Annotated in this window: 25 protein-coding genes; 14 read left to right on the top strand and 11 right to left on the bottom strand. The window is 66.9% G+C overall.

The window, feature by feature from the left end:
* The first annotated feature begins 84 nt into the window (after nucleotides 1-84).
* Both GC150_17080 and GC150_17075 read left to right on the top strand, forming a co-directional pair.
* Nucleotides 85-1,635 (top strand): oxidoreductase, encoded by a 1,551-nt coding sequence (locus tag GC150_17080; protein ID MBI1386623.1) that lies wholly within the window; start codon nucleotides 85-87, stop codon nucleotides 1,633-1,635.
* Between the two features lie 30 nt (nucleotides 1,636-1,665).
* A complete protein-coding gene (locus GC150_17075) occupies nucleotides 1,666-4,059 on the top strand; it encodes a DUF2309 family protein (GenBank protein MBI1386622.1) in 2,394 nt (797 codons plus the stop codon).
* 105 nt (nucleotides 4,060-4,164) lie between these two features.
* Here the strand turns inward: GC150_17075 and GC150_17070 are convergent, their stop codons facing one another.
* Nucleotides 4,165-6,450 carry a DUF3604 domain-containing protein gene (locus GC150_17070; protein MBI1386621.1) on the bottom strand — a complete coding sequence of 762 codons (2,286 nt, stop codon included), beginning with the start codon at nucleotides 6,448-6,450 and terminating at the stop codon, nucleotides 4,165-4,167.
* 133 nt (nucleotides 6,451-6,583) lie between these two features.
* Here GC150_17070 and GC150_17065 point away from each other — a divergent pair, with 133 nt between their 5' ends.
* Complete coding sequence (locus GC150_17065) at nucleotides 6,584-7,225, top strand: TetR family transcriptional regulator (protein MBI1386620.1); 642 nt, start codon at nucleotides 6,584-6,586, stop codon at nucleotides 7,223-7,225.
* Nucleotides 7,226-7,521: 296 nt separating this feature from the next.
* Here GC150_17065 and GC150_17060 read toward each other — a convergent pair whose 3' ends face one another.
* The 6 genes from GC150_17060 to GC150_17035 all read right to left on the bottom strand — a co-directional run bounded on the left by GC150_17060 (nucleotide 7,522) and on the right by GC150_17035 (nucleotide 10,615).
* Nucleotides 7,522-7,821, bottom strand: coding sequence for a hypothetical protein (locus GC150_17060; GenBank protein MBI1386619.1), 300 nt, complete (start codon nucleotides 7,819-7,821; stop codon nucleotides 7,522-7,524).
* 75 nt (nucleotides 7,822-7,896) lie between these two features.
* Nucleotides 7,897-8,316, bottom strand: a complete 420-nt coding sequence (locus GC150_17055; protein ID MBI1386618.1) for a hypothetical protein — start codon at nucleotides 8,314-8,316, stop codon at nucleotides 7,897-7,899.
* Nucleotides 8,317-8,386: 70 nt separating this feature from the next.
* Nucleotides 8,387-8,878 carry a hypothetical protein gene (locus tag GC150_17050; protein ID MBI1386617.1) on the bottom strand — a complete coding sequence of 164 codons (492 nt, stop codon included), beginning with the start codon at nucleotides 8,876-8,878 and terminating at the stop codon, nucleotides 8,387-8,389.
* Between the two features lie 114 nt (nucleotides 8,879-8,992).
* Nucleotides 8,993-9,427, bottom strand: coding sequence for a hypothetical protein (locus GC150_17045; GenBank protein MBI1386616.1), 435 nt, complete (start codon nucleotides 9,425-9,427; stop codon nucleotides 8,993-8,995).
* A gap of 74 nt (nucleotides 9,428-9,501) precedes the next feature.
* Nucleotides 9,502-9,786: a hypothetical protein gene (locus tag GC150_17040; GenBank protein MBI1386615.1), complete on the bottom strand. Its 285-nt coding sequence runs from the start codon at nucleotides 9,784-9,786 to the stop codon at nucleotides 9,502-9,504.
* Between the two features lie 436 nt (nucleotides 9,787-10,222).
* The gene (locus GC150_17035; GenBank protein MBI1386614.1) at nucleotides 10,223-10,615 is read right to left on the bottom strand and encodes a GFA family protein; all 393 of its coding nucleotides are present in this window, start codon (nucleotides 10,613-10,615) and stop codon (nucleotides 10,223-10,225) included.
* A 179-nt stretch (nucleotides 10,616-10,794) separates the two neighbouring features.
* Between GC150_17035 and GC150_17030 the strand changes: the two genes are divergently transcribed.
* The 7 genes from GC150_17030 to GC150_17000 all read left to right on the top strand — a co-directional run bounded on the left by GC150_17030 (nucleotide 10,795) and on the right by GC150_17000 (nucleotide 17,199).
* Entirely contained in the window at nucleotides 10,795-12,174 is a 1,380-nt protein-coding gene (locus GC150_17030) for an NAD(P)-binding protein (GenBank protein ID MBI1386613.1), read from the top strand.
* A 252-nt stretch (nucleotides 12,175-12,426) separates the two neighbouring features.
* Nucleotides 12,427-12,777 (top strand): hypothetical protein, encoded by a 351-nt coding sequence (locus tag GC150_17025; protein ID MBI1386612.1) that lies wholly within the window; start codon nucleotides 12,427-12,429, stop codon nucleotides 12,775-12,777.
* Between the two features lie 152 nt (nucleotides 12,778-12,929).
* Nucleotides 12,930-13,595: a hypothetical protein gene (locus GC150_17020; GenBank protein MBI1386611.1), complete on the top strand. Its 666-nt coding sequence runs from the start codon at nucleotides 12,930-12,932 to the stop codon at nucleotides 13,593-13,595.
* A 150-nt stretch (nucleotides 13,596-13,745) separates the two neighbouring features.
* Nucleotides 13,746-14,552, top strand: a complete 807-nt coding sequence (locus tag GC150_17015; GenBank protein ID MBI1386610.1) for a formate transporter FocA — start codon at nucleotides 13,746-13,748, stop codon at nucleotides 14,550-14,552.
* A gap of 130 nt (nucleotides 14,553-14,682) precedes the next feature.
* Nucleotides 14,683-15,960 (top strand): nucleoside:proton symporter, encoded by a 1,278-nt coding sequence (locus GC150_17010; GenBank protein MBI1386609.1) that lies wholly within the window; start codon nucleotides 14,683-14,685, stop codon nucleotides 15,958-15,960.
* Between the two features lie 30 nt (nucleotides 15,961-15,990).
* Nucleotides 15,991-16,386, top strand: a complete 396-nt coding sequence (locus GC150_17005) for a cupin (GenBank protein MBI1386608.1) — start codon at nucleotides 15,991-15,993, stop codon at nucleotides 16,384-16,386.
* Nucleotides 16,387-16,482: 96 nt separating this feature from the next.
* On the top strand, nucleotides 16,483-17,199 hold the full coding sequence (locus GC150_17000; GenBank protein MBI1386607.1) for a carbonic anhydrase: 717 nt from the start codon (nucleotides 16,483-16,485) through the stop codon (nucleotides 17,197-17,199).
* Nucleotides 17,200-17,322: 123 nt separating this feature from the next.
* Here the strand turns inward: GC150_17000 and GC150_16995 are convergent, their stop codons facing one another.
* The gene (locus GC150_16995; GenBank protein ID MBI1386606.1) at nucleotides 17,323-18,177 is read right to left on the bottom strand and encodes a LysR family transcriptional regulator; all 855 of its coding nucleotides are present in this window, start codon (nucleotides 18,175-18,177) and stop codon (nucleotides 17,323-17,325) included.
* Nucleotides 18,178-18,419: 242 nt separating this feature from the next.
* Here GC150_16995 and GC150_16990 point away from each other — a divergent pair, with 242 nt between their 5' ends.
* Nucleotides 18,420-19,457 carry an LLM class flavin-dependent oxidoreductase gene (locus GC150_16990; protein ID MBI1386605.1) on the top strand — a complete coding sequence of 346 codons (1,038 nt, stop codon included), beginning with the start codon at nucleotides 18,420-18,422 and terminating at the stop codon, nucleotides 19,455-19,457.
* 55 nt (nucleotides 19,458-19,512) lie between these two features.
* Nucleotides 19,513-20,310, top strand: coding sequence for an alpha/beta fold hydrolase (locus tag GC150_16985; protein MBI1386604.1), 798 nt, complete (start codon nucleotides 19,513-19,515; stop codon nucleotides 20,308-20,310).
* A 63-nt stretch (nucleotides 20,311-20,373) separates the two neighbouring features.
* Here the strand turns inward: GC150_16985 and GC150_16980 are convergent, their stop codons facing one another.
* From GC150_16980 to GC150_16970, 3 genes are read right to left on the bottom strand one after another with little or no spacing between them, the layout of a single operon-like run.
* Entirely contained in the window at nucleotides 20,374-21,321 is a 948-nt protein-coding gene (locus GC150_16980; GenBank protein ID MBI1386603.1) for an EamA family transporter, read from the bottom strand.
* A gap of 41 nt (nucleotides 21,322-21,362) precedes the next feature.
* Entirely contained in the window at nucleotides 21,363-21,650 is a 288-nt protein-coding gene (locus GC150_16975) for a DUF1330 domain-containing protein (GenBank protein ID MBI1386602.1), read from the bottom strand.
* A 42-nt stretch (nucleotides 21,651-21,692) separates the two neighbouring features.
* On the bottom strand, nucleotides 21,693-21,983 hold the full coding sequence (locus GC150_16970; protein ID MBI1386601.1) for a DUF1330 domain-containing protein: 291 nt from the start codon (nucleotides 21,981-21,983) through the stop codon (nucleotides 21,693-21,695).
* A 185-nt stretch (nucleotides 21,984-22,168) separates the two neighbouring features.
* Here GC150_16970 and GC150_16965 point away from each other — a divergent pair, with 185 nt between their 5' ends.
* Nucleotides 22,169-24,397, top strand: a complete 2,229-nt coding sequence (locus GC150_16965) for a hypothetical protein (protein ID MBI1386600.1) — start codon at nucleotides 22,169-22,171, stop codon at nucleotides 24,395-24,397.
* Between the two features lie 59 nt (nucleotides 24,398-24,456).
* The gene (locus GC150_16960; GenBank protein ID MBI1386599.1) at nucleotides 24,457-25,908 is read left to right on the top strand and encodes an alpha/beta fold hydrolase; all 1,452 of its coding nucleotides are present in this window, start codon (nucleotides 24,457-24,459) and stop codon (nucleotides 25,906-25,908) included.
* Nucleotides 25,909-25,981 lie beyond the last annotated feature (73 nt).

Here is a 25,981-nt window from a genome sequence, read left to right as displayed (position 1 = left end):
TCATTCAGATAATATGTATTTTTCTGGAGGGTTTCTAGTCTCTACCTACCTCTCCGCATCTCATCACGCTGCGGAGACCACACGATGGATCCCTTGTCGCTCGCCCCGCTGCCGCTCCTGGCCGCCTCCGTCCTTGCCGCGCTGCGTCCCGGTCGCCGTCCCGCTTCCATACTGGCCGTGGTCGAAGGCGCGGCGCTCGCGACGCTGGCCCTTGCGGCGTCAGGGGTGCCATGGCTGATCCTGGCCGGGCCCGCACTCCTGGCACTGGGGTCGGGGCCGGGGCTTCTGGCGCTGCGGCTTGATCCCGTCAGCGTGACGATGGGCTTGCTGGTCGCCTTCGTCGGTTGGGTCGTCGTGCGGTATTCGCGCCGCTACCTGGATGGCGAGGAACGCGAGGGGCGGTTCCACGCGCTCTTGCTGGCGACGCTTGCGGCGGCCCTGGTGCTGGTCCAGGCTGGTAGCCTCGCGGTGCTGGCAGCGGCCTTCGCGGCCACGGGTGTTTGCCTCTGGCAACTCTTGCTCTTTTACCCGGACCGGCCCGAGGCGCGGCGGGCGGCCACGAAGTTCGCCCTCGTCTGGGGCGCGGCTGTCGTGGCGGTGATCCTGGCTGCGGTGCTGCTCTGGTCGGCCTTCGGCACGGCCGATCTCGCCGCCATCGCGACAGCGGCGGGCCGTGGTCTGCCCATGGCCGCGCAGGGCGCGGTGGCGCTCCTGGTGCTGGCCGCAGCGCTCAAGACAGCGGCCTTCCCGCTGCACGGCTGGCTGACCGAGGTGATGGAAGCGCCAACCCCCGTTTCGGCGCTCCTGCACGCCGGGATCGTCAACGCCGGTGGCTTCCTGCTGATCCGCATGGCCGAACTGGTGCAGGCGAGCCCGGGCGCCATGGCGGCCCTGGTGATGATCGGCGGGTTCACTGCGCTGTTCGGTGCGCTGGTGATGCTGACCCAGTCGGCGGTCAAGACCGCGCTGGCCTGGTCCACCGTGGCGCAAATGGGGTTCATGCTGCTGCAGTGCGGTCTTGGCCTTTGGGCGCTGGCGCTGCTGCACATCGTGGCGCACTCGCTCTACAAGGCGCATGCCTTTTTATCCTCTGGTGGCGCGGTGCGGGCGGTGGCGTCGGTGCGGCGGCCGGGGCCGGTGGCCGTGCCGGGCTTTGGCGCCGTCGCCCGCGCCTTCCTCATCGCGGTCGTCCTCTATGGCGTCGTGGCGGTGGGCTTCACCGCGGTTGCGGGCGCCAAGTCGCCGCAGTCACTGGCGCTGGGCATGATCCTCGTCTTCGGCGTGGCCTACCTCGTGGCGCAGGGCCTGGCCGACGCCGCGCCTGCCGTGCTGACGCAGCGGACCGCGGCAGCCTCGGCCGCGGCGGCGGTTGCCTACTTCGCCTTCCACCAGATCGCGGGCGCACTGTGGGGCGGCAGCTTGCCCGCCGTTCCCGCAGCAGGGCCGCTGGAATGGGCGCTGATCGTGCTCGCCCTCGTGTCCTTCGGGCTGGTCGCGGTGGCGCAAGCCCTGTTCCCGCTCTGGGCGCATCACCCGGCAGCCGCAGGGCTGCGCGTGCACCTGGCCAACGGCCTCTACCTGAATGCGCTGCTTGACCGCCTCATTGGCGGCCTGAAGACGCCGAAGGCCCTCTGACCCTGATCCCCAGACCCCGTGGAGAGCCCCATGCTCGTCGAGCCGATCGCCATCACTCCCGCCCGGTTCACAGACCTCTTGAAGGCCGCCGAAGCGGCCGCGCGCGCCATCCCACCTGCCTTTCCGCTGTCGGCCACGGTCGCGGTCAACCCTTTCCTCGGTCAGACGGGTGAGGACCTGGCCACTGCCGCCGCCCGCCTTGCCCGTGTCGCCGGGGTGGCGATCACCCGGCCTCGGGCCGAGCTGGCGGCCGAGGTTGCGGCGGGACGGATCACCGACGGCGATCTGGCCGATGCGCTTCTTGCCTGCAATGCACCGGTGAAGCCCGCCGATCTCGTCCTGCTCAAGTCCAAGCTGGCAGCGACCGCCCCGGCACCTGCCGCATTGCCGACCGTGGCAGACCTCGCCGCTGCCGCCACGGGCGACGATTGGCCCGCGATGATCGCGCGCACCTTGGGCCTTTGGGCAGCGGGATGCTTCGACCGCGGGCAAGCGCTCTGGACGCCCGCGCCGGGCCAGGGAGCCTTCGGGGCCTGGCGGGCCTGGGCGTCGCATGACCTGACGCCCGAGATCGCGGGCCTTCAGGGCTTTTGCGCCCATGTCGCAACCGCTCCTGACACGCCCGAGCGCGCGATCCTGCGCGCGGTGGAACGGCTGGGGATTACCGAGGCCTCGGCGCCGACGGCCTTTCACCGGCTGCTCATGGGCCTCGGTGGCTGGGCGCAGCACGCGCGCTGGCTCCTGTGGGAGGCGGAACTGAAGGGCGGTAGCGATGAAACGATCATCGAGCTGCTCGCCATCAGGCTGATCTGGGAGGAAGCGCTGCTGGCCCATGTGCCGCAGGTTGCCGAAGCATGGGCCCAGACGCTGGCCGCCCACGCCGCCCCGGTCGCGCCATCTCCGGACCAGGTGATCGACGCGATCCTGCAAGAGGCGGCCGAGCGCGCCCACCAGCGCCGCCTGGCCGCGGCACTGACCGGGCCCGAGGCGCGGGCGGGTCGTCCCGCCTTGCAGGCCGCCTTCTGCATCGACGTCCGGTCCGAAGTGTTCCGCCGTGCGCTCGAGGAGCTGGATCCCGGCATCACCACCATCGGCTTTGCAGGTTTCTTCGGCCTGCCGCTCGCGCACCGCGCCCATGGCACGGACGAAATCGCGGCGCATCTGCCGGTGCTGTTGAACCCCAGCCTGACCTCGACCGGCCACGCCGCCCCGGCGGTGGAAGAGGCCACGCGGATCGCGGCGCGCACCTTGCGCGCCTGGGGCAGGTTTCGGCAGGCTGCCGTCTCGTCCTTCGCCTTCGTCGAGGCGGCGGGGCCGCTATACGGCGTAAAGCTGGTGAAGGACGCGCTTGGCCTGTCGGGCAAGGCCGAAACCGCGCCCATGCCGAGGATCGAGGGGAGGCTGTCGCCCGAGGCCAAGGCGGCCACGGGGGCGGCGATCCTGAGGGCCATGAGCATGACCGCGGGCCATGCGCGGCTGGTCCTGCTTCTCGGTCACGGCGGGCAGGTGACGAACAACCCGCACGAAAGTGCCTATCATTGCGGCGCCTGCGGCGGCCAGACCGGCGAAGTTTCAGCCAGGCTTCTCGCCAGTCTGCTCAACGACCCCGAGACGCGCGCGGGCCTGCCCGCGGAGGGCATCGAGCTGCCGGCCGACACGGTCTTTGTCGCGGGCCTTCACGATACCACGACCGATACCGTTACGCTTTACGAGGACATACCCGTGTCCGACCATCGCGCCGACCTGACCGCGGCGAAAGACTGGCTGTCCCGCGCCGCAGGGCGAGCGCGGGCCGAACGGGCGCTGCGCCTGCCGGGAGCGACCGCGGCAACGCTGGCGGCGCGCGCCCGCGACTGGGCCGAGGTGCGGCCGGAATGGGGACTGGTGGGCTGTGCGGCTTTTGTCGCGGCCCCGCGCGCGGTCACCGCGGCGGCCGACCTCGAGGGCCGTGCCTTCCTGCATAGCTATGACTGGCAGGCCGACACGGATTTCGGCACGCTGGAACTGATCCTGACGGCGCCGGTCGTCGTCGCCAGCTGGATCAACCTGCAATATTACGGCTCGACCGTTGCGCCCGATGCTTTCGGAGGCGGTAACAAGCTGATCCACAATGTCGTCGGCGGCATCGGGGTGGTGCAGGGCAACGGCGGCATCCTGCGCCCCGGCCTGCCCTGGCAGATGGTCCATGACGGGGCGCGCCAGGCCCATGAACCGCTTCGCCTCACGGTCCTGATCGAGGCACCGCAGGCCGCCATGACCGAGATCCTGTCGCGTCACACCGGAGTGCGGGATCTGTTCGACAACGGCTGGCTGCACCTGCTTGCGCTCGAGGGTGGGCGGATCGCCGCGCGCTATCGCCCGGGCCTTGTCTGGGTCCCGGCGGACGATCTTGCCCGGGCGGCTTTGGGCTCCTCGCGCGGCTAGCCTTCGGCAAGATGCATGGCAAGGCGCCGACGTCTGCGGACACGAGCCGTTCGGCCCCGGCGACAGACCGGCTCGTATCCGCTCGCGTCCGCCTCGCCGGCGCTCTCAACCAGGGACGATATAGACCGGGCTCGTCCAGATGCGGTGGCCATCCTCGGTGGTAATGCGGACCCAGATCGGGCTGTCGCGGCCATCATCGGCGACGGGAACCGTCACGCTGCAATGCATCTCACAGACCTCTAGCGTCTCCGGCAACCGCGAGACGCGCAGGCAGCGCTCCAGCCCGCCGGCCGCAAGGACCCGCTCCTCGATCCCGATCTCGGCCAGGGGCAGGTCGGCCTTGACCAAGCCGGTGTCGATGATCAGCGATCCGGCCCGCGCATCGTCGAGCCACAGGTCGACGCCGCCGAAATTCCCGGTGGTGACGGTGTCGAAGTCCACTGTCCCGTGATCATGGTGGCGCGTCGCGCGCTCGAGGTTCCAGCTGTTGATCGCGCCGATGCGCTCGATCCGCGCCTTGCTCGTTCGCAGGCTGCCCTGCCAGCGGGTCTGTCGGCCGCGGCCGCGATACTCGGCGCCCTCCCAGACCACGCGAACACGCCGACCGAGGTCCGCCGCCGCATAGGGCCGGACGGTCTCGACCAGGCGGTCGCGGCACATCACATCGATGCGCAGCACCGGGGCGTCAGAGTGGACCGCCACATCGACGCAGAGCGCTCGATCCGGACTGCGGGCGATGTCGCCCATTACGGCAATCTCAGCAGCCTCGCCCGGTCTGTCGGACCAGCGTGGATCCTCGGGGTGGACAAGACCCTCGGGCCCGAGGTGAACCTGCACGTCGACATGGGCCCGGCAGCCGGTGGTGCCGAAATGGTGCCGGCGCCTCATGCTGGCCAGGATGCCGTCGCGCGAAAGCTCGTCCGCCAGAAAGCAGGTCAGACCGCTGGCCGCCCCGAATTCCGAGGCCCCCGGATAGGCGGCACCGGGCGCGCCCTTGTGCACGTCGCTGTTGCAGACGACGCCGACGCGGTAGCCCAGGCGGAAGGCATCGGTCAGGATCCATTCGAAGGTGCCCCAGTCGGAATGCACCTCGACTGCGGTTCGCAGCCGCGCATCCTCGCCGCGGGAAATGTCCGCGGGGCGGCCGCCGACATGGGCATAGAGCACGCAGTCTCGCCCGTGCAGCGCCGCAAAGAGGTCCCGCACCGTATGAGCGTCGGTGGACAGATCCGACCGGTCCCTCAGCAGCGAATGGCTCGAGCGGTGGATCTGTTCGCCCTCGTGGCGAAAGAAGACGTTGTGATCTCCGCCGAGCGGCGTATTCCCCGACCATTCGTAGCCCGGAAAGGCCGTGAACCGACCGGGCGCGTCGAATTCGGCGCTGACCGCATTGATCTCGGCCCAGAAGCCCTTGGTGATCTGGAAGTCGTTCGCCTGGTGGCTGGTCACGTCGAGAAAGGCGATATCGCGGGCGAACCGAAAGTAGTCGCGGATCGTGTTGATGCCGACGGTCTCGCCGCTCTGCCCGTGCAGGTCGCCCCACCAAGCCGCCTTCGCCCCGGGCCGGACGAGGATCGGGTTGGAGCGCGCAAGGCAGGTGCCGTCCGCAGAGAGGAGTTCCACACGCGTCACCCCCTCGGCCGCGATCGACAGCCCCTCGATCCGAAGGGCGCGCTGACCAACAGGAAAGTCGACTTCGGCAGGCAGGCCGTCGATCGGCCCCGATGCGCGGAGCCTCAGCCGGGTCGGGTGGAACCCGGTCGCATTGCCCCAGTGGTCCTCCGGTCGGATGCCGATGGCGAACAGTTCGCCCGGGCGCCGCAGGGTCGGGGCCGCGAGCGCCCAGCGGTCGACCGCGGCCGGTACGACTTCGACCCCGCGCGACGGAAGCGGCAGGAACACGCCCGTGGCGCAGGCATCGACGAGCACAAGGAACTCCAGGCAACTTTCCGAGAAGGTCTGCAGCCGGTAGCCCGGTGACCCGCAGGAGCGGTCGCCCAGCACGATGGTAATGGTGTCGCCAGGCTCCATATAGCCGCGCACGACGGTGATCCGCAGGCCGTTGTACCAGGGGCGCTGGTGCGGATAGGGCTCGATGTGCAACTCCAGCGACACACCGTTCGAGGCCGTCGCGGTGACGTAGTTGGGCGCCGCCGGGTCATGGCATTGGACCACGCCGTTGTCGGCCGTCCACCGCTGCACCAGCTTGATCGCGCCCGTGTCGTCCAGGCCGTATTCGCCGACGGTGTAGACGAGGGTGAAACTCTGGAAGCTGCGCACTTCGACGGGACCCTCGGGGCTGAGGGTGAACTGCCCGTAATCGGCCGTCTCCGCCCCCGGAAAGACGTCGGGCCAGACCTCTCCCATGTGATCAATTCTCGAGATCGACATGCCCGCCGCTCCGCTTTGGCTGCGCGCACCCCGAGCCGAGGTGTTGCGCAGCAAGTGATTTCAACCTTATTATGCAATCGTATAATATGACGCGACGCAAGTCCTATTCGCGGACGAGCTAACGGTGCCTCGCATGGCGGTTTCCAGATTGGACCCCGAAGAACGGCGCAGCGAGCTGATCGCGGCGACGCTGGAGCTGATCGGCGAAGCTGGTATCGGGGCAGCCACCGTGCGCGACATCGCGCGACGGGCGGGGGTGACGCAGGGTCTGATCCGGCATCATTTCTCGACGAAAGAGGACCTGATCGCCGCCGCCTTCGAGCGTCATGCGCAAAAGCTCATGGAAGGGGCGCTCGCCGTCGGTGGCGGCGACGAGCCCGCGCTCGACCGGCTTCGGCGCTTCGTCGAACGATCTCTGCGACCACCGAGTATCGGCCCCGAGCCGGTGTCGCTCTGGGCCGCCTTCATGTCCCTGGTCCAGACCTCTCCCACCATCCGCAACATCCATATCCGCACCTACCGGCAGTTCCGCGACCGACTGGAGGAACTGATCAGTGAGGCCCGGGCCGATTGCGGCCGGCCGGTCACCGCCGGGACGAGCCGCGCCATGGCGATCACGGCGAACGCCATCATCGATGGACTCTGGCTGGAGGGCAGTGCCCTGCCGGAGCAATTCGAGTCCGATGAACTGGTGGCGCTCGGATGCGCCGCCGTGGGCGCTGTCTGCGGACTCGACCTCGAAGTGGAGGCCGGGGTACGAGGCGCGCGACCTTGAGCGCGCAGCCGAAAGCGACAACAATCGCGGCGCCCTAGGGTCGAACACCTGACGTTCGGTTCGGGAGCCAGCCGCGAGTGGGTAGCAACGTTCGGAGCCGGAACACCAGAGCGTGTTCGACTTCGTTTTTCTTCCACCGCCGGTTCCGCCAATCGCATGGCGTTGTTCGCAGGTCGGCGGACTTTTTCCCGTCAAGGCTCCCTCCTGGCAGGTCCGCTTGCAGGAGAGCGAGGCGGCACAGCGGCGTGTGGTACCGCGGGTGCTCGTACGCGCGGCCGCGGGCATGGAGCGTTCGATCACGGTTTGCACGGCACCGCCGCGACGTTGCAGCAGATCTCGGCGCCGACCTCACGACAGCGTATCCGCCCGCCGGCATTCTCCCAGGAACTCCACTCGGGGCCGTAGAGGTCGCGCACCTCGTTGCGCCACTTGCCGATCGCAACATCCTGGACGGGCGGCTGACCACGCACTTGGACGGCGCAATGGTTCACCTCGACGGGGTCCTCCTTGCAGGTCTTCGCCGAAGCCAGCGGCGCCGGACACAAAAGGATCGAAAGCGCGACGACCAAGGGAGTACGCAGGCTCAACCCATCCATCCGGATTCCCTCCTTCCAAAGGGAGGGCGCGCGCACGACACGCCCCCCCATCGCTGCATCGAATTCCACGGCCCCTCACTGCCAGAGGGCGGCAGGGGCGTTGTACTTGGAAGCCCAATCGACCCATGGAACGTCGGTCGGACAGAGTTCGGAAGCCTTGACGCGCCAGCTGCCACTTCCTGCCTTCCGCAGCAACGCTCCGACCAGGTGACTGACATCGCCGGCACAGACCGTCGAATCCCAGTCGATTTGTGCTCCCCCGGGCTTGCGCATATCGGCGATGACGAAGGACCACGGCCCGCACACCTTGATCCGCCGCACGACAAGTTCGACCGGTTGCTTCAGGGCCTGCTCGGCAGGCTGACGCGCGGCGGCGAGAATAGCCCGCCGTTCACTGCCCTGTGCCGTGTGGCATTGCTCGGCCGCGGCAACGGACAGGGTCTGCATGGTGATCGCGACGATCGTCGCGAGAAAAGGCATCCGTCGAAGGGACATCCCTTTTTCCTCTCGATTATCCAGAATGATCATCGTCTCGAGCCGTCAAGGATCGCGAGCAACCCGGCGCTCAGGATCCACTTATGGTCAACTCGATCGACTGGCGGCGCGCAGGCGCTTTATTTTCCCACGGCCGCGAATAGTCGAATACGAGGAGAACACTGCCCGCGGCCACCGCCTCGATCTCGAACGAGTGATGGCCCGGACCGCCGATGACCGGATTCTGACCCGCCGGCGGCTCGAACGCCGCCCAACCCAGATCCGTCAGAGCGATGAGAGCAATATTACTGCTCGCCTCGGCGTTGATCTGCCACTTGTAACCGGTGCCGGGAGTTCTTTCCCACCTCACGATCAGCTTGTCACCGATGCGGAGATTGCGCTCCACGGGACTGCCGTCGGCCGCCACAATGGTCTCGGAATTCGCCGCCAAAACAACGGTCGCCGCACTTGCGCAACCATGGCTCTCCACCATACGCATCGCTTCGGGTGCAGTCGACCTGGAGCCTGGCGGCGCAACGCCCGATGGCGCCGCCATCGCAGCATGCCCAAGCAGTCCCATCATCAGGAGCAGTCCCGTGGATATCCGCCAATTCGACAACGACCGGTCCTCCGTTTCAACGAACCAGTGTTCGTGACGACCCTATCAAACTCGACAAGGCCCGCGTGGCTTGCCCCCTCAGTTCCGTCGTCCGTTTGCCGAATGCTTCATCGGACCGTCGCAATCACTCCAACTGCCTTTGAATTCCGTGTAGTCGTCGTTGAAGGTCCAGTCGATACGACCCCAATAGAATGAACCGTGGACCGCCTTGTCGCACTTTATGCCGGCGTGTGGCTCGACCCAGTAACCGGTGAGATTGTAACCACCGCCGGGACACCGTGTTCCACCGCACTTGGCCTTGGCGAAGCGGCCGTATATGCTGCCGCCTCCGCTGCCGGTATAGGAGCCGGTTGCGTTCCCATTCGGTTCGTCCGGCAACGTAACCGAGCCGAATGCCGGACTTGCCCTCCATTTCGTTGCAGCGAGTGCGGGTGTAGCGGCGGCCACCGACAGCGCGATTGCGACGGCCACGGCGGTGCGCGCGGTGCGGGCAGGGAAGATATCATGGGTCATTTCTGCGTCCTCGATCCAGGGTTATGGACTGTTCTTGGAATTGCCTCGACGTGTCACGCGGCAATTCCCTTCCTTCATCGGCAGGGAAACGATCTGGCCGAACACTGGTGGTGTGACCGGTCGGGCATCCAGCAACGCACATTCTGCCCATCCGATTTGGGCCACTCGTAGGGCCCACCTTCGGCCACGGTCGCCTTTGCAATCCATTCCACGATGGCGTCGCGGCGGGCGATCAGTTCGGCATGGGGCGTATCCCGATGTACTTTGGGACCGATGGCGATGATCTGCCAGTTCTGGCAGTGGATTGCGGCGGCCGTGTCTGGAATGGCGAACATCCAACCAGCCGCCAGCAGCGCCATCTGGAGTTTTCGCCCACTGCTCTTGTTTTGCATGTCGATACTCGGCCTCTTCGATGTCCTTGAAGAAGTTCGACCGCGAATGGAACTGTCGGCAGCCAAGAGCCATCGTTCGTCCGTTCGGTGATCACCCAACGGAGGTTCGGCGGCCGACTGGCGCGGTCGTCATTCGTTGTATGAACTGTTCGATCGCACGCCGGCGGGGTCGCAGCATTGATCTAAGTCAATTGAGAAGTGTGGATTTGAAATTCGGCCAGCTCACAAGCCAGGGAGCGGTTGCGACACCTGGATGCACGTCGACTCCGGGCCGGCGTATTCGGCTCTGGCATTACCGGCCAACCGCACATCACCGATCGGGCGACGTTGGAATTGGAATTCCGGCATGGCCACGGCGAGAGCGCGTCGCGTGGGCTGCGCTGGCGATCTTCTCCTGCCCGTTCTATTCCTCGCTCCGCCCATCGGCGAGGCGATCGCGCTCGTAGCGCCGCGCGAGCGGAAACGGTGGCAGCCAGGCTTCACGGCGGATCGTCCAGAGTTCGTAGGTCGGCCGCAACTGGTCGGGGGCGTCCAGCGCGCCGAGGGCGACCTCGATTTCGTCGGCCGTGCACGCGAAAACGGACGAGCCGCAACGGGGGCAGAAATGCCGGCCAGCATAGTCGCGTGTCTCGCCTTCGATCGTCACGGCATCCCGCGGAAAAATGGCGCTGGCATGGAACAGGGCGCCATGATGCTTGCGGCAGTCGAGGCAGTGGCAGAGACCGACCCGATAGGGCTTGCCGGACGCCACGATGCGCACGTCGCCGCAAAGGCAACCGCCGGTGAAACGGTCCATTCGAGGTCTCTCCATCGAGAAGGTAGCGGCAGCGGCACCGCCGATCGCTTGCGTCACTGCCATCATAAGGCCGGGACCGGCAAGCGCGACAGACTTGTGGCGACCGGTTTCGTACGGCTAGATCGATGTGATGCAGGCTGGATCAGGACAGCAATCCGTCATCTCGAGGGGAGCCGAAGGTGCCGCGCCATTCGACGCCGAATACACCGAGACGGAGGAGCAGTCGCATTTCGCGCCGCAGTGTCCTGGCGCTCGGCCCAGCCATTGCGGCGGCGCTGCTGGCGGCAGGGCGGGCGCGCGCCTCCGACGAGCGAATCGTGGTGGTGGGTGCAGGTCTCGCAGGTCTGGGCGCGGCCCGCATGCTCGCGGCGGGGGGCGCCGAGGTGATCGTGCTCGAGGCCCGCGAGCGCATCGGGGGGCGCATCCACACCTCCCGCAACTGGCCCGATGTACCGGTCGACCTCGGGGCGAGCTGGATTCACGGAACGAAAGGCAATCCGCTGACCGCGCTGGCCCGCGAGGCGGGGGCCCGGCGCGTCGCCACGAGCTATGACGCGGCAGTGCTGATCGGTCCCGACGGCGAGAGCAGCGATCCCGACATGCGGCCGGCGGAACGAATTCTGCGATCGGCGCTCCGGGCGGTCGCACGCGGGCAAGCCGACATGTCGGTGATGGCCGCGCTCGAAAAGTCCGCCGAATGGCAAGGCACCACCGAGGCGCAGCGTCGGCTCGTCCTCCACCTCGTCAACAGCACGCTCGAGCAGGAATACGCGGCGCCCGCCGATCGGCTCTCGGCCCTGCATGGTGACGACGGCGAGGAGTTCGGCGGCGGCGACGTGATCTTCCCGGACGGGTTCGACCGGATCACCGCCTTGCTGGCGAAGGGCCTCGACATCCGGACCTCTATGGAGGTGGTGGAGGTCAGCCCCGATGGGGTGCGCGTTGCCGACGGAACGCGCATCGGAGCGGATCGCGTCGTCTGCACGGTGCCGCTCGGCGTCCTGCAGGCGGGGCGACCGCGCTTTACCGAGCCGCTCGGCCGGCGGCGCCAGGTGGCGATAGAGGGGCTCGGGACCGGCCTCCTCAACAAGTGCTGGCTTCGGTTCGACAGGATCGCCTGGCCGGACGACGTCGATTGGATCGAGTGGCTTGGGCCGACACCGGGACTTTGGGCCGAGTGGCTGTCCCTCGCCCGTGGCATGCGGGCGCCCGTGCTCCTCGGATTCAATGCCGGGCACGAAGCGGACACGCTGGAAGCGCTCGACGACCGGGCCACCATGGCCAGTGCCCACGAGGCACTGCGAGCGATGTTCGGAAGCCGCTTTCCGGCACCACTCGGTGCTCAGGTCACACGCTGGCGGGCCGATCCCTTCAGCGCCGGCAGCTATAGCTACAACGCCGTTGGAACGAGCGGGGCGACCCGCCGAGATCTCGGTCAGCAGGCATGGGATGGCCGGCTCTGGTTCGCGGGCGAGGCGTGCGAGCCGGACTACTTCGGCACGGCACACGGCGCCTTGATGTCGGGCGAGCGGGTGGCCCGGGCCATCCTCTCGCGCTAGCCGGGCAACGGCCGAACCTCGCGTTTCCAACGATGTGGCCGGTGTGTCGACGCGGTCGCCCCCATCGCTCGGTTCCACACCTGGGAGGACAATTACCGGGGGCGGCGAGCGGACCTCGGCCTCGCAAAGACAAACTGTTGCTCCCTCCGAGATTACAATCGTTGCAGCATATGTCTAGTGTGCTAGTCTCGGCTGGTCGTGTCGGTCCGCATGTATTGACTGACAATAGCTGGTTTGCACTGCAAAAAAGAAATGAGCACCATGTATACATTGTCTCTCAAGACTATAGCCGGTCTTGCTGGCATCCTGGCGATTGCCGGCTCTCCCACCATGGCGGAAGCAAATTGCAACACCGCTGGCCTGCGGTCCGCGGCCAGCAACGACGCCCGCGAGCTGATCGTGATCAACAGGGTCGCCGACCGTTCGGCCCAGCTCTCGTGGGTCGATTTCAACGGGAGGCTCGTTCCCTACGCGAATATTCCACCCAACGGGCGTCACGTCCAGCAGACCTATCGGGGCCACGTCTGGGTCTCGGTCAACAGCTATGGATACTGCGATATCGTCTTCACCGTCGAAAACAACGTCGAGATCATCATCAAATAACCACGCCGTTCCTGGTGTGGCAATTCATGTCCCGCTGCACACGCAGCTACATTCACGATCCGGTCGGCCGGGGCGTTGGCTCGCGACATTCCTCGGTCGCGCGTCCACCTGGACACTAGGATCCACCTGGTCAAGGGAAGGACGGAACCGGAATGCACAAGTCATTAGCATCCCTCGCCATCTCGGGCGCCATTCTCATCGCGATCGCAAGCTCGGGCAGTCAGCCTGCAACGGCGGGGCCCTCCGCCTTCGACGCGGCTGTCGATTGCATCGGGTCTTACAGCCAAGACGGGCGGTGCGACTGGAACCACTGGTCGGAGATGTATCAGAGATGTGGGCTCGGCAACTTCCCCGCGCTGTCCTCGCGCGAAGTGATAACGAAGGTTCAGAACGGCGAGTGCGCCTGGCACAACTTCCCCAATTTTGCTGCTAGTCTATTGAAGTATCGGCCAAATGAGCCGCAACAGCAATTCCAGCAGCCTGCTTCGGTGGGCGGGTTCGACATCGCCGTTTCCATCGTCGGGTTCTCCGGTGGAACCGTCTACATCGACGTGGTCAACAACGGGCCTCAGCAATCCCGCCCGGGGTACATCTGGGTTTCGGGTTCCGATGCCGACAAGGTGCGCACACCGGGTCAGTTCCGCCGGCAGGTTTCCATCCCTGGGTTGAACGCAAGGGGGCGTACACGCGTCACGACGGACGCAACGGCGCTGGAGCAGGCGAACCCCGGCGCCACCTTGAAGTTCACAGCCCAGATCGACCCCGGCTACGACACGAATGCGAGCAATAACTTCCACGAACAATTCTTCCGGTACTGAGCCAGGCGCGTGCGTGGCGGACGGCGGAGCCACCCCCCCCTCCGCCGACCAGCGGGCCGACAGTTCTCGAGCCGACGGTGACACGGATCGACAATGCGCAACGACCTTGATGCCACCCCCCCTCGAGTCGATGCCCTCATGCCCGCCGAGATGGCGCTCGCGTGCGAGACGGTCGGTGCCGCCAAGGCCGGCCGTGATGCGCTGACGCTGGGCGTGCTCGGCATCCTCGCCGGCGCCTTCATCGCGTTCGGGGCGATCTTCATGACGGTGGTGCTCGCGGGATCGGGCGATGTGCCATGGGGCATCGCGCGCCTTCTCGGCGGTATCGTCTTCTCGCTCGGCCTCATCCTGGTGATCATCGGTGGCGCGGAGCTGTTCACCGGCGATTCGCTGATGGTCGTGGCGTGCGCCAGCCGTCGCATCACGGTCCGCGCACTGCTCGTGGCCTGGGCGATCGTCTATCTCGGCAACATCGCGGGGGCGGTCGGCACCGCCTTGCTCGTTTTCCTCGCAGGGCACTACGAATTGGGGGGCGGTGCCGTCGGCAAGGTCGCGCTCGACGTCGCGGCGGCGAAGTCGGCTCTCGAGACCGTCGAACTCTTCTTCCTCGCGCTGCTCTGCAACGTGCTGGTCTGCCTTGCGGTCTGGATGTCGTTCTCGGCCCGCAGCACGACCGACAAGGTGGTCGTTATCGTCCCGCCGATCGCAGCCTTCGTTGCCGCCGGATTCGAGCACTCCATCGCCAACCTCTATTTCCTGCCCTACGCGCTGATGATCAAGGCGTGGGCAGGGCCCGAATTCTGGACCTCGATCGGGGCGAGTGCGGCGAACTTTCCCGCGATCACGGTCTCGGCCGCGGTGCACAACATCACCGTATCCACGATCGGCAACCTCATCGGCGGCAGCCTGATGGTGGGCGCGGTCTACTGGTTCGTCTACCTGCGCGGGCGGCGCTGATGCCGGCAGCCGGCAGGGTGGCCGGCGGGCCGCTCGAGGCTTGAACCGGCGACCCCTTGATGCCAGCCGCACCATCCTTCATGACAGGCCGCAACGAGGCGCCCCGCGTCGGAGCGCCGGGGGGCATGGCATGTCGGGACAGCTGCAGAGCGCCCTCGGGCTCATCGTCATTCCGCTGCTGGCGCTGGCGGCCTCCGAGGACCGCCGCGCCTTCACGGCGACGGGGCTCGCGCGGATGGCCGCCGTCGCGCTCGCGTTGCAGATCGCCATCGCCGGCCTGATGCTGAACGTCGCCGTGCTCCGCGGATCGTTCGAATGGATCGCCGGGCTGGTCGGCGCGCTTCAGGCCGCGAGCAACGCGGGCATGCGGCTCGTGTTCGGCTACCTTGCCGGAGGCCCTGCTCCCTTCGACATCGTCAAGCCGGAGAACGGATTCGTCCTCGCCTTCCAGGCGCTGCCGCTCATCCTCCTGGTCAGCGCGCTGTCGCGCCTGCTCTATCATTGGGGCGTGCTGCAGGCGGTGGTCGGGGCCTTCGCCTGGGCCCTGTCGCGCAGCCTCGGCGTCTCGGGTCCGGTCGGCACATCCGCCGCCGCCAACATTTTCGTCGGGATGGTCGAGGCGCCGCTTCTCGTGCGCCCCTACCTCGTCACCATGAGCCGGTCCGCGCTCTTTGCCACCATGACGGTCGGGATGGCGACGATCGCCGGAACGGTCCTCGCGCTCTATGCGAGCCTGCTCTCGGCGAGCCTGCCGGGGGCCGCGGGCCACATGGTGGTGGCATCGGTGATCAGCGCGCCGGCCGCCCTCCTCATCGCCTTCCTGATGGTGCCGCCGGGCGCGGAGGAAACGCAGGACGGCGACACGCCACCGATGGCGGAGGCCGAGCCAACCGGCTCGAGCATGGATGCCATCGTGGCCGGCACACGCGACGGCATCACGCTGCTCGCCAACGTCGCCGCCCTGCTCGTCGTTTTTGTCGCCCTGGTCCATCTCGCGAACCAGATCCTGGCCCTGGCCGGCGCGCCATTCGGCATCGAGGTAAGCGTCGAGATGCTGCTCGGCTGGGCGATGGCGCCGCTCGCCTGGCTCATCGGGATACCGGCCTCGGAAAGCGTCACGGCGGGCGCGCTCATCGGCATCAAGACCGTGCTGAACGAGTTCGTCGCCTACCTCAGGCTCGCCGAAACGGGAGCGCAGGAGCTGTCGGGTCGCTCCCGGCTGATCCTGACCTACGCGCTCTGCGGCTTTGCGAATTTCGGATCGCTCGGCATCATGATCGGCGGGCTCTGCGCGATGGCCCCGGAGAGACGCGGCGAAATCATCTCCCTCGGACTCAAGACCATCGTCTCGGGCACGTTGGCGACGCTGATGACCGGCGCGGTGATCGGCGTGATGACGACGCAATAGCGACGGAGGTCGGCGGTGCCGAAGGATCAACTGACGGGCGAGGAGGTCATCGCCCTGCTCGGACTCGTGCCGCATCCCGAGGGTGGTCACTACCGGGAGACATTCCGCGACGCGGCAGCGAACGGAGGCCGCTCGCACTCGACAGCGATTTATTTCCTGCTTTCGGCGGGCGAGCGCTCGCGCTGGCACCGGGTCGATGCCGCCGAGGTCTGGCACCACTATGCCGGCGCCGCGCTGGCGCTCGCAACACGCACGGCGCATGGCGAGCAAGAGGTCATCCTCGGGGCCGATCTCGCGGCGGGAGAACGCCCGCAAGCCGTGGTCCCAGCCGGCGCGTGGCAGTCGGCCCGCAGCCTCGGGGCGTGGACCCTCGTTGGCTGCACGGTGGCGCCGGGCTTCGAATTCGCGGGCTTCGAGGTCGAATAGACCGGCCGGCACCAGACGAGTGAGGTGGCGACGCATTCACGGGAAAGCCTAATTGTTGTAGTGGTCTGCGGTCTCGAGGTCGAGGAGGTTCAAGGGATGTCGGGCCAGCACGACGAAAACGGTAACGGCGATCGCCCCGGCGATGACCGGCCGGCAGGCGGGTTGGCGGACATCGATCCGGACATTGCTGATGCCATGGAAGGCCACGCCCGCTTCCGGGAGGCCTTCGAGCGAGACCGCGCGTTCTTTCGGAACCTGGCAACCGCCAAGCAGAAGCCGCGCCTGCTTTGGATCGGCTGCTCGGACAGCCGTGTCGTGCCCGCCCAGATCACCGGCGCGGACCCCGGCGAACTCTTCGAAATCCGCAACATCGCCAACAGCGTGCCACCGGCGCACGCCTACGACGACAGTGTCGGGGCGGCGATCGCCTATGCCATCGAACATCTCGGCATCGACGACATCGTGGTCTGCGGACATACGGGGTGCGGCGGCATCGGGGCACTCCTCGATACCGACCACATCGAGGGCGACCAGCACCTCAGGCGCTGGATCAACCTCACCCGGCCGGCGCATGCCCTGATCCGCGCGGCCGGCCTCGAGGGTCCCGAGCGGCACGACGAGGTGGCACGTGCGCACGTGCAGTTCCAGATCGACAATCTCATGACATATCAGAGCGTGGCCGACGGCGTGGCGGAGGGGCGGCTTTCCATACACGGCTGGCTCTACGACATGAACGAGGGCCGGCTGCTCGCCTACGATCCGCGTGAAGGCCTCTGGCGTGACCTGCTGGAGGCGGCCGGCGCCCCCCTCTGAGTGGAGCGGAAATCAATTCGAGAGGCGCTAGAGGACGGCGCGGCGCGTCGCCGCCTCCGTCCGGGCGAAACCTGAGCCCCACTTGAACGCCCAGCGGGCGACCACGCGCATGAATTATCTTCCTCATACCGGGTCACCCCAGCGGCCTGCCAGATCGCGGGCCAGAGTGTGCAGCCACGGCCATTTCCCGGCGCAGGCGTCGGTGGTGACGAGGTAAACGGAGCGGGAGAACTCCGGCGCGTCCGCCAGCCGGTGGAGGCGGCCCGAGGCGATCTCGGGAGCGGCGAGGCGCTCTGGCAGGTAGGCCGAGCCGCCGTTCGCCAGGAGGTGCCGCAAGGCCCACTGCGCGGAGCCGAAATGGATGCGCGAGGTATCGGCATCGGCGTAGGCGGCCGCATGCTCGCGGGCGAAGTCGTCGCCGTTGTGGACATAGGCGTAGTGGGGGTCGAAGCGCGCCGGACTGTCGGGGCGCGAGCTGACCAGCACGATGCGCTCGCGCACCAGGGCGTGGATGGTTTCGTTGTGGCGCGCGCTCGGATGATAGCAGAGCGCCGCATCGAGCAGCCCGTTCCCGAGCCAGGCGTCCAATTCGACCTGTTCGCCGGGCCAGGCGGCGAGCGCTGCCTGGCGATGCTCGCGATGAAAGCACTCGAAGGTCGTCTCCCCGATCTCGGGCCACAATTCCCAATGGCAGCCGAGCTTGAAGATCGTCGCAACGCCCTCGGGCAACGACGTCTCCTGGCGCGCCTGGCGCCAGAGGCCGGTCATGGCCTCGGCATAGCGGCGGAAACGAAAACCGGCGTGGGTCAATTCGATGCCCGACTTGCGCCGGTGAAGGAGTGTCTGACCGAGGCTGGCCTCGAGGCTCTTGAGCCGGGCCGTCACTGTCGACTGGGTGACCCGCAGGCGCTCGGAGGCGCGCACCAGACTGCCGGTTTCGACGATGGCGAGGAAGGTTTGCAGCTCGCTGAGGTTCATGTCCCGTCGATCCGGTCCCGACCCTGGTTCCGAAGTCGAATATTCGAAATTCTCGAACGATTACTGCGGAAAATTTTGCTTTACAAGGATTTTGAGGGCCATCACCCTCCTTCTTTGCTGTCGGTCGCCGTGGGCGGTCGCCGGCGCCGGGTCACGGCCGTGATCAACTCGGCGGGCACGCGGTCCGTCGAGGCAGTGGGATCAGGTTGGGCTGCCATCGGGCGGAACGGAGGGGTGGGAGAATGAAATTCCAGCTGGCGATCAATCTCGAGCGGATGGACGGTTCGCTCGACATGCGCGACGTCGAACGCCACACCCTCGAAATGGTGCAGATGGCGGACCGCGGCGGGTTCAGCATCGTCTGGGCCGCCGAGCACCATGCGCTCGAAATGACGATCGCGCCGAACCCCTTCCAGATCCTCACCTGGTGGGCCGCGCACACCGATCGGATCCGGCTCGGCACAGCGGTCGCCGTCGCGCCCTATTGGCACCCCATCCGGCTCGCGGGGGAAGCCGCATTCACCGATCTCATCAGCGGCGGGCGGCTCGAGTTCGGCATCGGCTCGGGCGCCTATCAGCGCGAGTTCGACCGCATGCACCCTGGCCTCAAGCAGAGCGACGCCTGGCAATACATGCACGAGATGCTGCCGGCGCTGAAAGCGCTCTGGGCAGGAGATTATACCCACGAGGGCAAATACTGGTCGTTCCCGGTGTCGACCTCGGTGCCCAAGCCACTACAGTCGCCACATCCGCCGATCTGGGTGGCCGCGCGGGCGCCCATCACCTACGACTATGCCGTCGAGCACGGCTGCCATATCATGTCGTGGCCGCTGACCCGTCCGTTCAGCGAGGCCGAACTCTACAAGGCCCGGCTGGACGAGGCGATGGCGAAATTCCCCGGCAAGGCGCGCCCGCATCTGGCAATGATGCGACATACGGTGCTCTACGACCGGCCCGACGACTGGCACGAGCCGGTGCGTGCGATCCAGCGGGTGCTCGGCCAGTTCGAGAACCTGTTTCGCAACCTCGGCGACGTGGCGAACGGCTTTCCGCGCGAGATTCCACTCGAGGAACTGGCCAACCGGGGGGAATACGATCCCGCGATGCTGCGCGAGAACCTCATGTTCGGAACGCCCGAGGAGGCTATCGCCAAGTTGCGCCGCTACGAGGCCCTCGGGGTCGATTCCTTCATCTACTACGCGAGCCTCGGCCTCGATCACGCGCGCCAGAAGCGTTCGCTCGAGCTCTTCTGCAAGGAGGTGATCCCGGCCTTTTCATGAGCGGGCCGGCCGGCGCTCGGCGCGGGGGCGATTGGCACGAGGAAATCAAGTCGGGATGACAGCGCGAGAGCACGACGGAACCGTCTATGAGATGACGGGTCCCGACGATGGCGCGGCCGTGGTGTTGATCCACGGCCTCGGACTCCACCGCGGCATGTGGCGCAAGCACATCCCCGTCCTCGCCAAACGCCACCGGGTGATCGCCTACGATCTGCCGGGCCACGGAAAGAGCGCACTGCCGAAGGAACCACCGACGCTCCGTCTCCTCGCCCGCCAGCTCATCGGCCTACTCGACCACCTCGGGATCGAAAAGGCGGCGCTCGTCGGGTTTTCCCTCGGCGGCATGATCAACCGGCGGGTGGCGATCGACCACGGCCATCGCGTCTCGGCGCTCGCGATCCTCAATTCGCCGCACGAGCGGGGCGCCGAACAGCAGCGGCTCGTGGAAGAGCGGGCGGCGGCGACGGCGGACGGGGGACCGGGAGCCACGATCGATGCGACGATCGCACGGTGGTTCACGGCGGATTTCATCTCTCGGGAGCCGGAGGAAATCGCGGCGGTGCGCGCGGCGGTGCTCGCGAACGATCCCCGTTGCTATGCGCAGTTCCGCCAGTTGCTTGCCAAGGGTGTCGTCGAATTGATCCGGCCCGATCCACCGATCGCGCTGGCGACGTTGGTCGTGACATGTGAAAACGACAGCGGCAGCACGCCGGACATGTCGCGCGCGATCGCGGGCGAGATCGCCGGGGCGCGCGTGATCATCGTGCCGCAGCTCCAACATCTCGGCCTCATCGAGCAACCGGAGCATTTCACGGGCCCGATCCTCGCCTTCCTCGCGGACGCGAATGCCTGAGCGCGCCCGAAGCGCCGCGGTCCCGCCGGCGGCAACCCCGGCGGCCGATCGCCGGTACCGACGCTAGAGCGCTCCGTCGACCCTCTCGACCGGCCGGCGGGCCGCGCGCAGGCCGAGCACGGCATTGACCGCAAGCGTGGTCACGACCACTGCGCCTCCGAGCACGGCCGTCGGCTCCGGCCGATCGCTCAGAACCAGCCAGACCCAGAACGGCCCCAACACCGTCTCGAGGAGCAGAACGAGGCCGGTTTCCGCGCCGGAGATGTAGCGGGGACCGAGCGTGAAGAGCCCGAAGGAAAGGGGCAGAACGACGAGGCCCAGCAACAGCATGTAACCCATTTGCGTGGCATCGAAGGAAAGCGGATCGCCGAAGAAGAGCGCAAGCGATCCGCAGAGGAGATTGCCGAGACCGGTGGTGGCGAGCGTGTCGAGGCGCGTCACGTGCTGGAGCACGGCGAGGTAGGTGCCAAGGCTGAGCGCCGAGAGCAGGCAGGTCGCGACGCCCGTGATGTTGCTCTCACTCGCCGGACCGCTGACCGCGATCCACACGCCGATGAAGCCGAACACCATGGCGATCCAAGTGCGTCGCGGAGCCCAATTGGCAAAGAGCAGTGCGGCGGCGAGAGCCGAGAACAAGGGCGTTGCGGCCATGATGACGAGGATCGTGGCGACGCTCGTGGCCGCGAGACCGGAAACGAAGCTGACGACGCCGACACCGTAGATGCAGGCGGCGGCGATGCCGACAAAACCGAGACCGGCGATGGCCCGCACGGCGCCGGTTGGGCCGCGCCAGACCATGAGCGCGAGCCAGAGGGTCGAGCCGGCAAGCAGGCCGCGCCAGACGGCAACGGACCAGACGTCACCATCGATGAGGCGCAAGAGCAGGGCATCGAACGACATGACCACGACCGCGAAGGTGGTCATGGCAAGGCCGAGCGCGTGGCGGCGATAGGCGTGCCCAGGGGCCGCGCCGCCGACTGCGGACGTGTTCGGGGCGGCGGTTTCGGTCACGTCGCGGCCTTCGATTGGAGAGGCGATGCTATCGTGGCGCCTCAGACGCCTTCGACGATGACGACATCGCCCTCGGCTCCGGCCTGCCGCATGCGCACTAGCTCCTGATACTCCGGAGAGCGATAGCAGGCGAGGGCCTTCTCGTAACTATCGAACTCGAGAATGACGTGGCGCCCGCGCAACTTGCCCTCCGGGTTCTCGCTCTGGCCGCCGCGAACGACGAAGCGCGCGCCCCAGGCCGCAAAGACCGCACCGTTGGCGGCGCGGTATTTTTCGTAGGCCGCAGGGTCGGTGACGGCGATGTGCGCGATCCAATATCCCTTGGCCATGATGGCTCTCCCTCAGCCTGGAGACGCGCCTCGGGTCACGCCCTAGGCGACGCCTTCGACGATCACGATGCTCGCGATGCCGGCGCCTTTGCGCTCGGCCTTTGCGGCCTGATATTCCTTCGAATTGTAGCAGGTGCGCGCCGCTTCGAGCGAGGGAAATTCGATCACCACGTTGCGCGGGCGGCCGGCCCCTTCCATCTGCTCGGCCTTGCCGCCGCGGGCGAGGAACCGGCCACCGTGACGCTCGATGCAGGCGGGCGCGAGGGCGGCGTAATTCTTGTAGTTGTCGGGGTCGGTCACCTCGACGCTGGCAATCCAATACGCCTTTGGCATGGTCACTCCTCACACTCGCTGTTCGCTCTGGAACCGAATTGAGCAGCATGGCCGGTGCGAAGCAAGGGCTGGCGGTGGTCGGACGGGGTGGTCCAGAAGTCGGTTGCTTCGAAAAGGACATTCAACGTAACGTCGTAGGCGCCGTATTGCGGCAACCAAGCTACCGTATCGCAAAGGGTCGAGTGATGTTGCGCGTTGGTTCCCGCGGCGAGCAGGTCCGCGAGGTCCAGACTTGGCTCGGGCTCGCGGTCGATGGCATCTATGGCACGGCGACAGCCGACGCCGTCAAAGCCTATCAGTCGCGGCACGGGCTCGGGGTGGACGGAATCGCGGGCGCCGTGACGCTGGCGCACATGAAGCGTACGCTCGGCCAGCCGGGTGGAACGGGCGGCGGTGGTGGTTCCGGCGGCAGTGGTTCGGGTGGGGGAACCGTCGATGCTGGCACCCTGCCGCCTGTCCAGTCGTTCGGCGTTCCGATCTACCCGAACGGCGAGATCGCGCTCGGCCATCTCGATCCGACAGCACCGGCTGTCGAATTGCCGGACAATCTCGACGGCATCGTGCGGCCGGCGGCCGTCGCGATCGCATCCAGCCAGCTCAACCGCAGCTTCAACGTCAAGGGTACGGGCCACAGCTACAATCCATTCCAGCACAACGACCTCGTCAAGAAGGCCGCGGTCGGCGCCCGGCTGCCCGCATACACGAGCGGCGACGACCTCTTCGAGTCGAAGGCGCTCATCCCCGTCCGCCAGTTCATCGGTGGCGCCGCTGCGGCCCAGGGCAGCGCGTTCGCCGCGAGCCTCGCCCCTCTGCTCGTAGCCCTGCCCGAGGAAGCCGTGCTCCGACGGCCGGCCCACCGCTACAGCCTGGCGGGTGGGACAGGCACGCGCGTCGCCTTTTTCGGTGGCAAGGCGGGGCACAGAGAGATCGACGCCATCACGCGGGAAATGGGCCGCCAACACCTGCGGCTCATGAAGGAGTGGGTGCACTTCGCCGACATTCCGCTCAACGAGACGGCACAGGGCGGACGCATCCCGGACATTCTCGCCAACAAGTACACCATCGCAGGAGGCTCGCACCTCGGCGCGCTGTCGCTCGGCTGGCGGGATGGAAAAACGATCACCGTCAAGAGCGACTGGGGAAACTATGACGATCCATCGGATAAATTTCCCCACTACGGCATCCAGCTCTTCGCCATCGACTATCAGGCTGGCGCGCAGGACCCTATTCCGGATGCGACGCTCGCGGCTTACAAGCAGAACGCCGACATGTGGGACTGCTTCGCCGCGATGGTGGCGCCGTTCCACACCGATCATACGGATCACAAATTCGAGGATCGGGAGAAATTCAACTCGCTCGAGGCCTGCGACCAGGCCTCACTCGCGGATTTCGCGACAACGCTCGCGACCCTCAACAAGGAGACGTTCGACAAGAAGTACGCCGGCTTCTACTGCGCCGAGGCCCACTACGTCATCGCCAATCTCGGCCCGCAGGAGGCAACACTCCTCAAGAAGAGCCGGTTCGGCGACTCCGAGATCGCGCGCTACATCGAGCGCTTCCAGGCTGCCTACAATACGAAGGCCTATCGCGACAAGTCGCAGGAGTGGAGGCGGCAGAACCCGCAGATCGGCTGGGCCGCGCTCAACAGCGGCGGATTCTTCCGCTCCCGGCTCCTCAGACGCAGCGATTATGCGCACTTCAACAGCGTTACACAGCAGACCGGCGTCTATCTCGACTGGATCCCCGAGGACGTCAAAGGCTGGCAGGCCTACCGGCCACTCAACGAGGAAGGGCTCGTTGCTTCACCGGCAACTGTCGGCTCGATCGCCTGGGCGGTCTGCCGGCTCTACATGCCGCGCGAGGCGATCGCCGATCTCCTGGTGAACGAAATCCTCGAGGCCTACGGAAGCGGTGACGCGTCGGTGAAGCGCGCGGTCGAGACGCTGTCGAACCGGCAGGACCCGCGCCAGGGCGCAGGGCGCAGGGAGCTTGCCGGGTTCGCGAGCGTCGTTGCCTCGCAGAGTCTCGCAGCCGTGCTCCGGGACCCGAATACGAAGAGCGCGATCCTCGCCAGCGCCGCCCTCGAAGAGCTTGTGGACGACAGTGAGCGTCGCGCGGTCGAACGGCTCTACGACGAGTTCGTCACCACGCTCCAAGGGTCCGTTCTGGCGGGACAGGAGCAGCTCGATGCGCAGCTGCGCGCCCTCGACAGGAAGGCGGCGGCCATGCGCGTCAAGCGCAACACCCGCACCGTGAGCGGCAGGCAGACCGGGCGCGTGCGCTCGAGCCTCATGGTTTATGTCCCGCCGGGGATGTGGGCCTACTGGGCGCAACAGCCGTTCCTTTCGCGCTCGACGTCGGTGCGTTACGTGGCGACCGTACTGCACGAGAGCCTCAAGTCGCCGCTCGCCTGACGGCGTTTGCGGGCGTGACGGGGGTCGACGCGAGGAACGAAACCTCAGAGGGGAGCGATATGCTCGACGGTATCATCGATTTCTTCACCCGCCAGCCCTACGAGGCGGGCGTCGTCACGTTCGTTTTCTTCTTCCTCCTCTACCTGATGACGAAGAACGTGGGAGGGCGGCCGAAGGCCGAGGCACCGGGACGCGAAAGCGAAAGCGATGCACCGACGATCGCCAAAGAGCGCCCCAGCATGACGGAGACCGGCGCGGGGGCGCCCGTTGCGCCGCCGCGCCCCGCGCACTCCGAAGCACCGCGCCCGGCGCCCATGCGCGAGCGCGCGCCGGCTCCGATGCCGGCCCGGGCCGAGCGGATGGAACGGCCGGAGCGCGGGCCGGTCGCCATGGAGGCCCCCGCCATGGAAGGTGAGGCCGCGCCCATCGGTGCCGAGCGCGAGGACCATTACGTGGTGACGGTGCACTACGGAACCGATCGCGCGGACGCCGGCGCTCTCGCCAAGCCCGACGAGCGCTTCACCAATGCACGGGCGCCGCGCGGCGGCTCGCCGATCACCTACGGGACGTGCGAGGTCAGCATCCCCAAGATCCACAAGATCGGCGAACTCGAGGCACCCGGGTGGTTCCGCTCCGAACAGCCGGGTCAACACATCATGCTTCTGAGCCTCGGGACGAGCGACCGAGCCACCTTCCTTTCCAATCTCGACAACGCGATGGGGGACGAAAAGAAGGCCTTCGTCTTCGTGCACGGATTTTCGGTCTCCTTCGAGGACGCGGCGCGGCGAACCGCACAGATGGCATTCGACATGAAATTTTCCGGCGCGCCCATCATGTTCGACTGGCCGACTGCCGGGCTGACCGAGATGGGCGTCAATGCTTACACGGAATCAGAGAACAATTCCCGCTGGGCGACGGAGCATTTCCGCGCCTTCCTGCTCGACGTCGTACGCGAGACGGGAGCAAAAACCGTGCACCTCATCGCCCACAGCATGGGCAACAGGATCGTGACGGATGCACTGATGCAGCTCTACTGGATCCTGACGGACGAGGAAAAGGAGGTGCTGGGCGAGGTGATCCTCACGGCACCCGACATCGATGCCGACGTCTTCATCGACCAGATCGCGCCGCGGATCACCGCCATGAACTCGCGCGTAACGCTCTATACTTCCACGAAGGACACGGCGCTCGCGACCTCGAAGGGCGTGCACGGCTATCCGCGCGCCGGCGACTTCGCGGCCCTCGCAATCCTGCCCGCGAAAGTGGAGGTGATCGACGCCAGCGAGGTCGACACCGACATGCTCGGCCACAGCTACTATGGCAATGCGCACTCGGTGCTCTCGGACATGTGCCACCTCATCACAGGGCGCGTCCCGGCCCTGAGCCGCACGATAACGCTTTCGACGGCGGCATCGGCGCGCGGCGAGCCGTTCTGGAGGGTGAAGAAGGATTCGACCCTCGAGCAGGTCTGGGCGGCGCTCACCGGGGATGGCAGGACTGGCGTTGCCTGAAAGTGCGTGCGATCGATCGCGTCCGCCGCCAAACAGCTCCCGCCCGTGGCCATGGCCACCGGGGCGGAAGCCG

This window comes from Hyphomicrobiales bacterium (assembly GCA_016125495.1).
Taxonomy (GTDB): domain Bacteria; phylum Pseudomonadota; class Alphaproteobacteria; order Rhizobiales; family RI-29; genus RI-29.
This window is presented reverse-complemented; position numbering and strand designations above follow the sequence as displayed.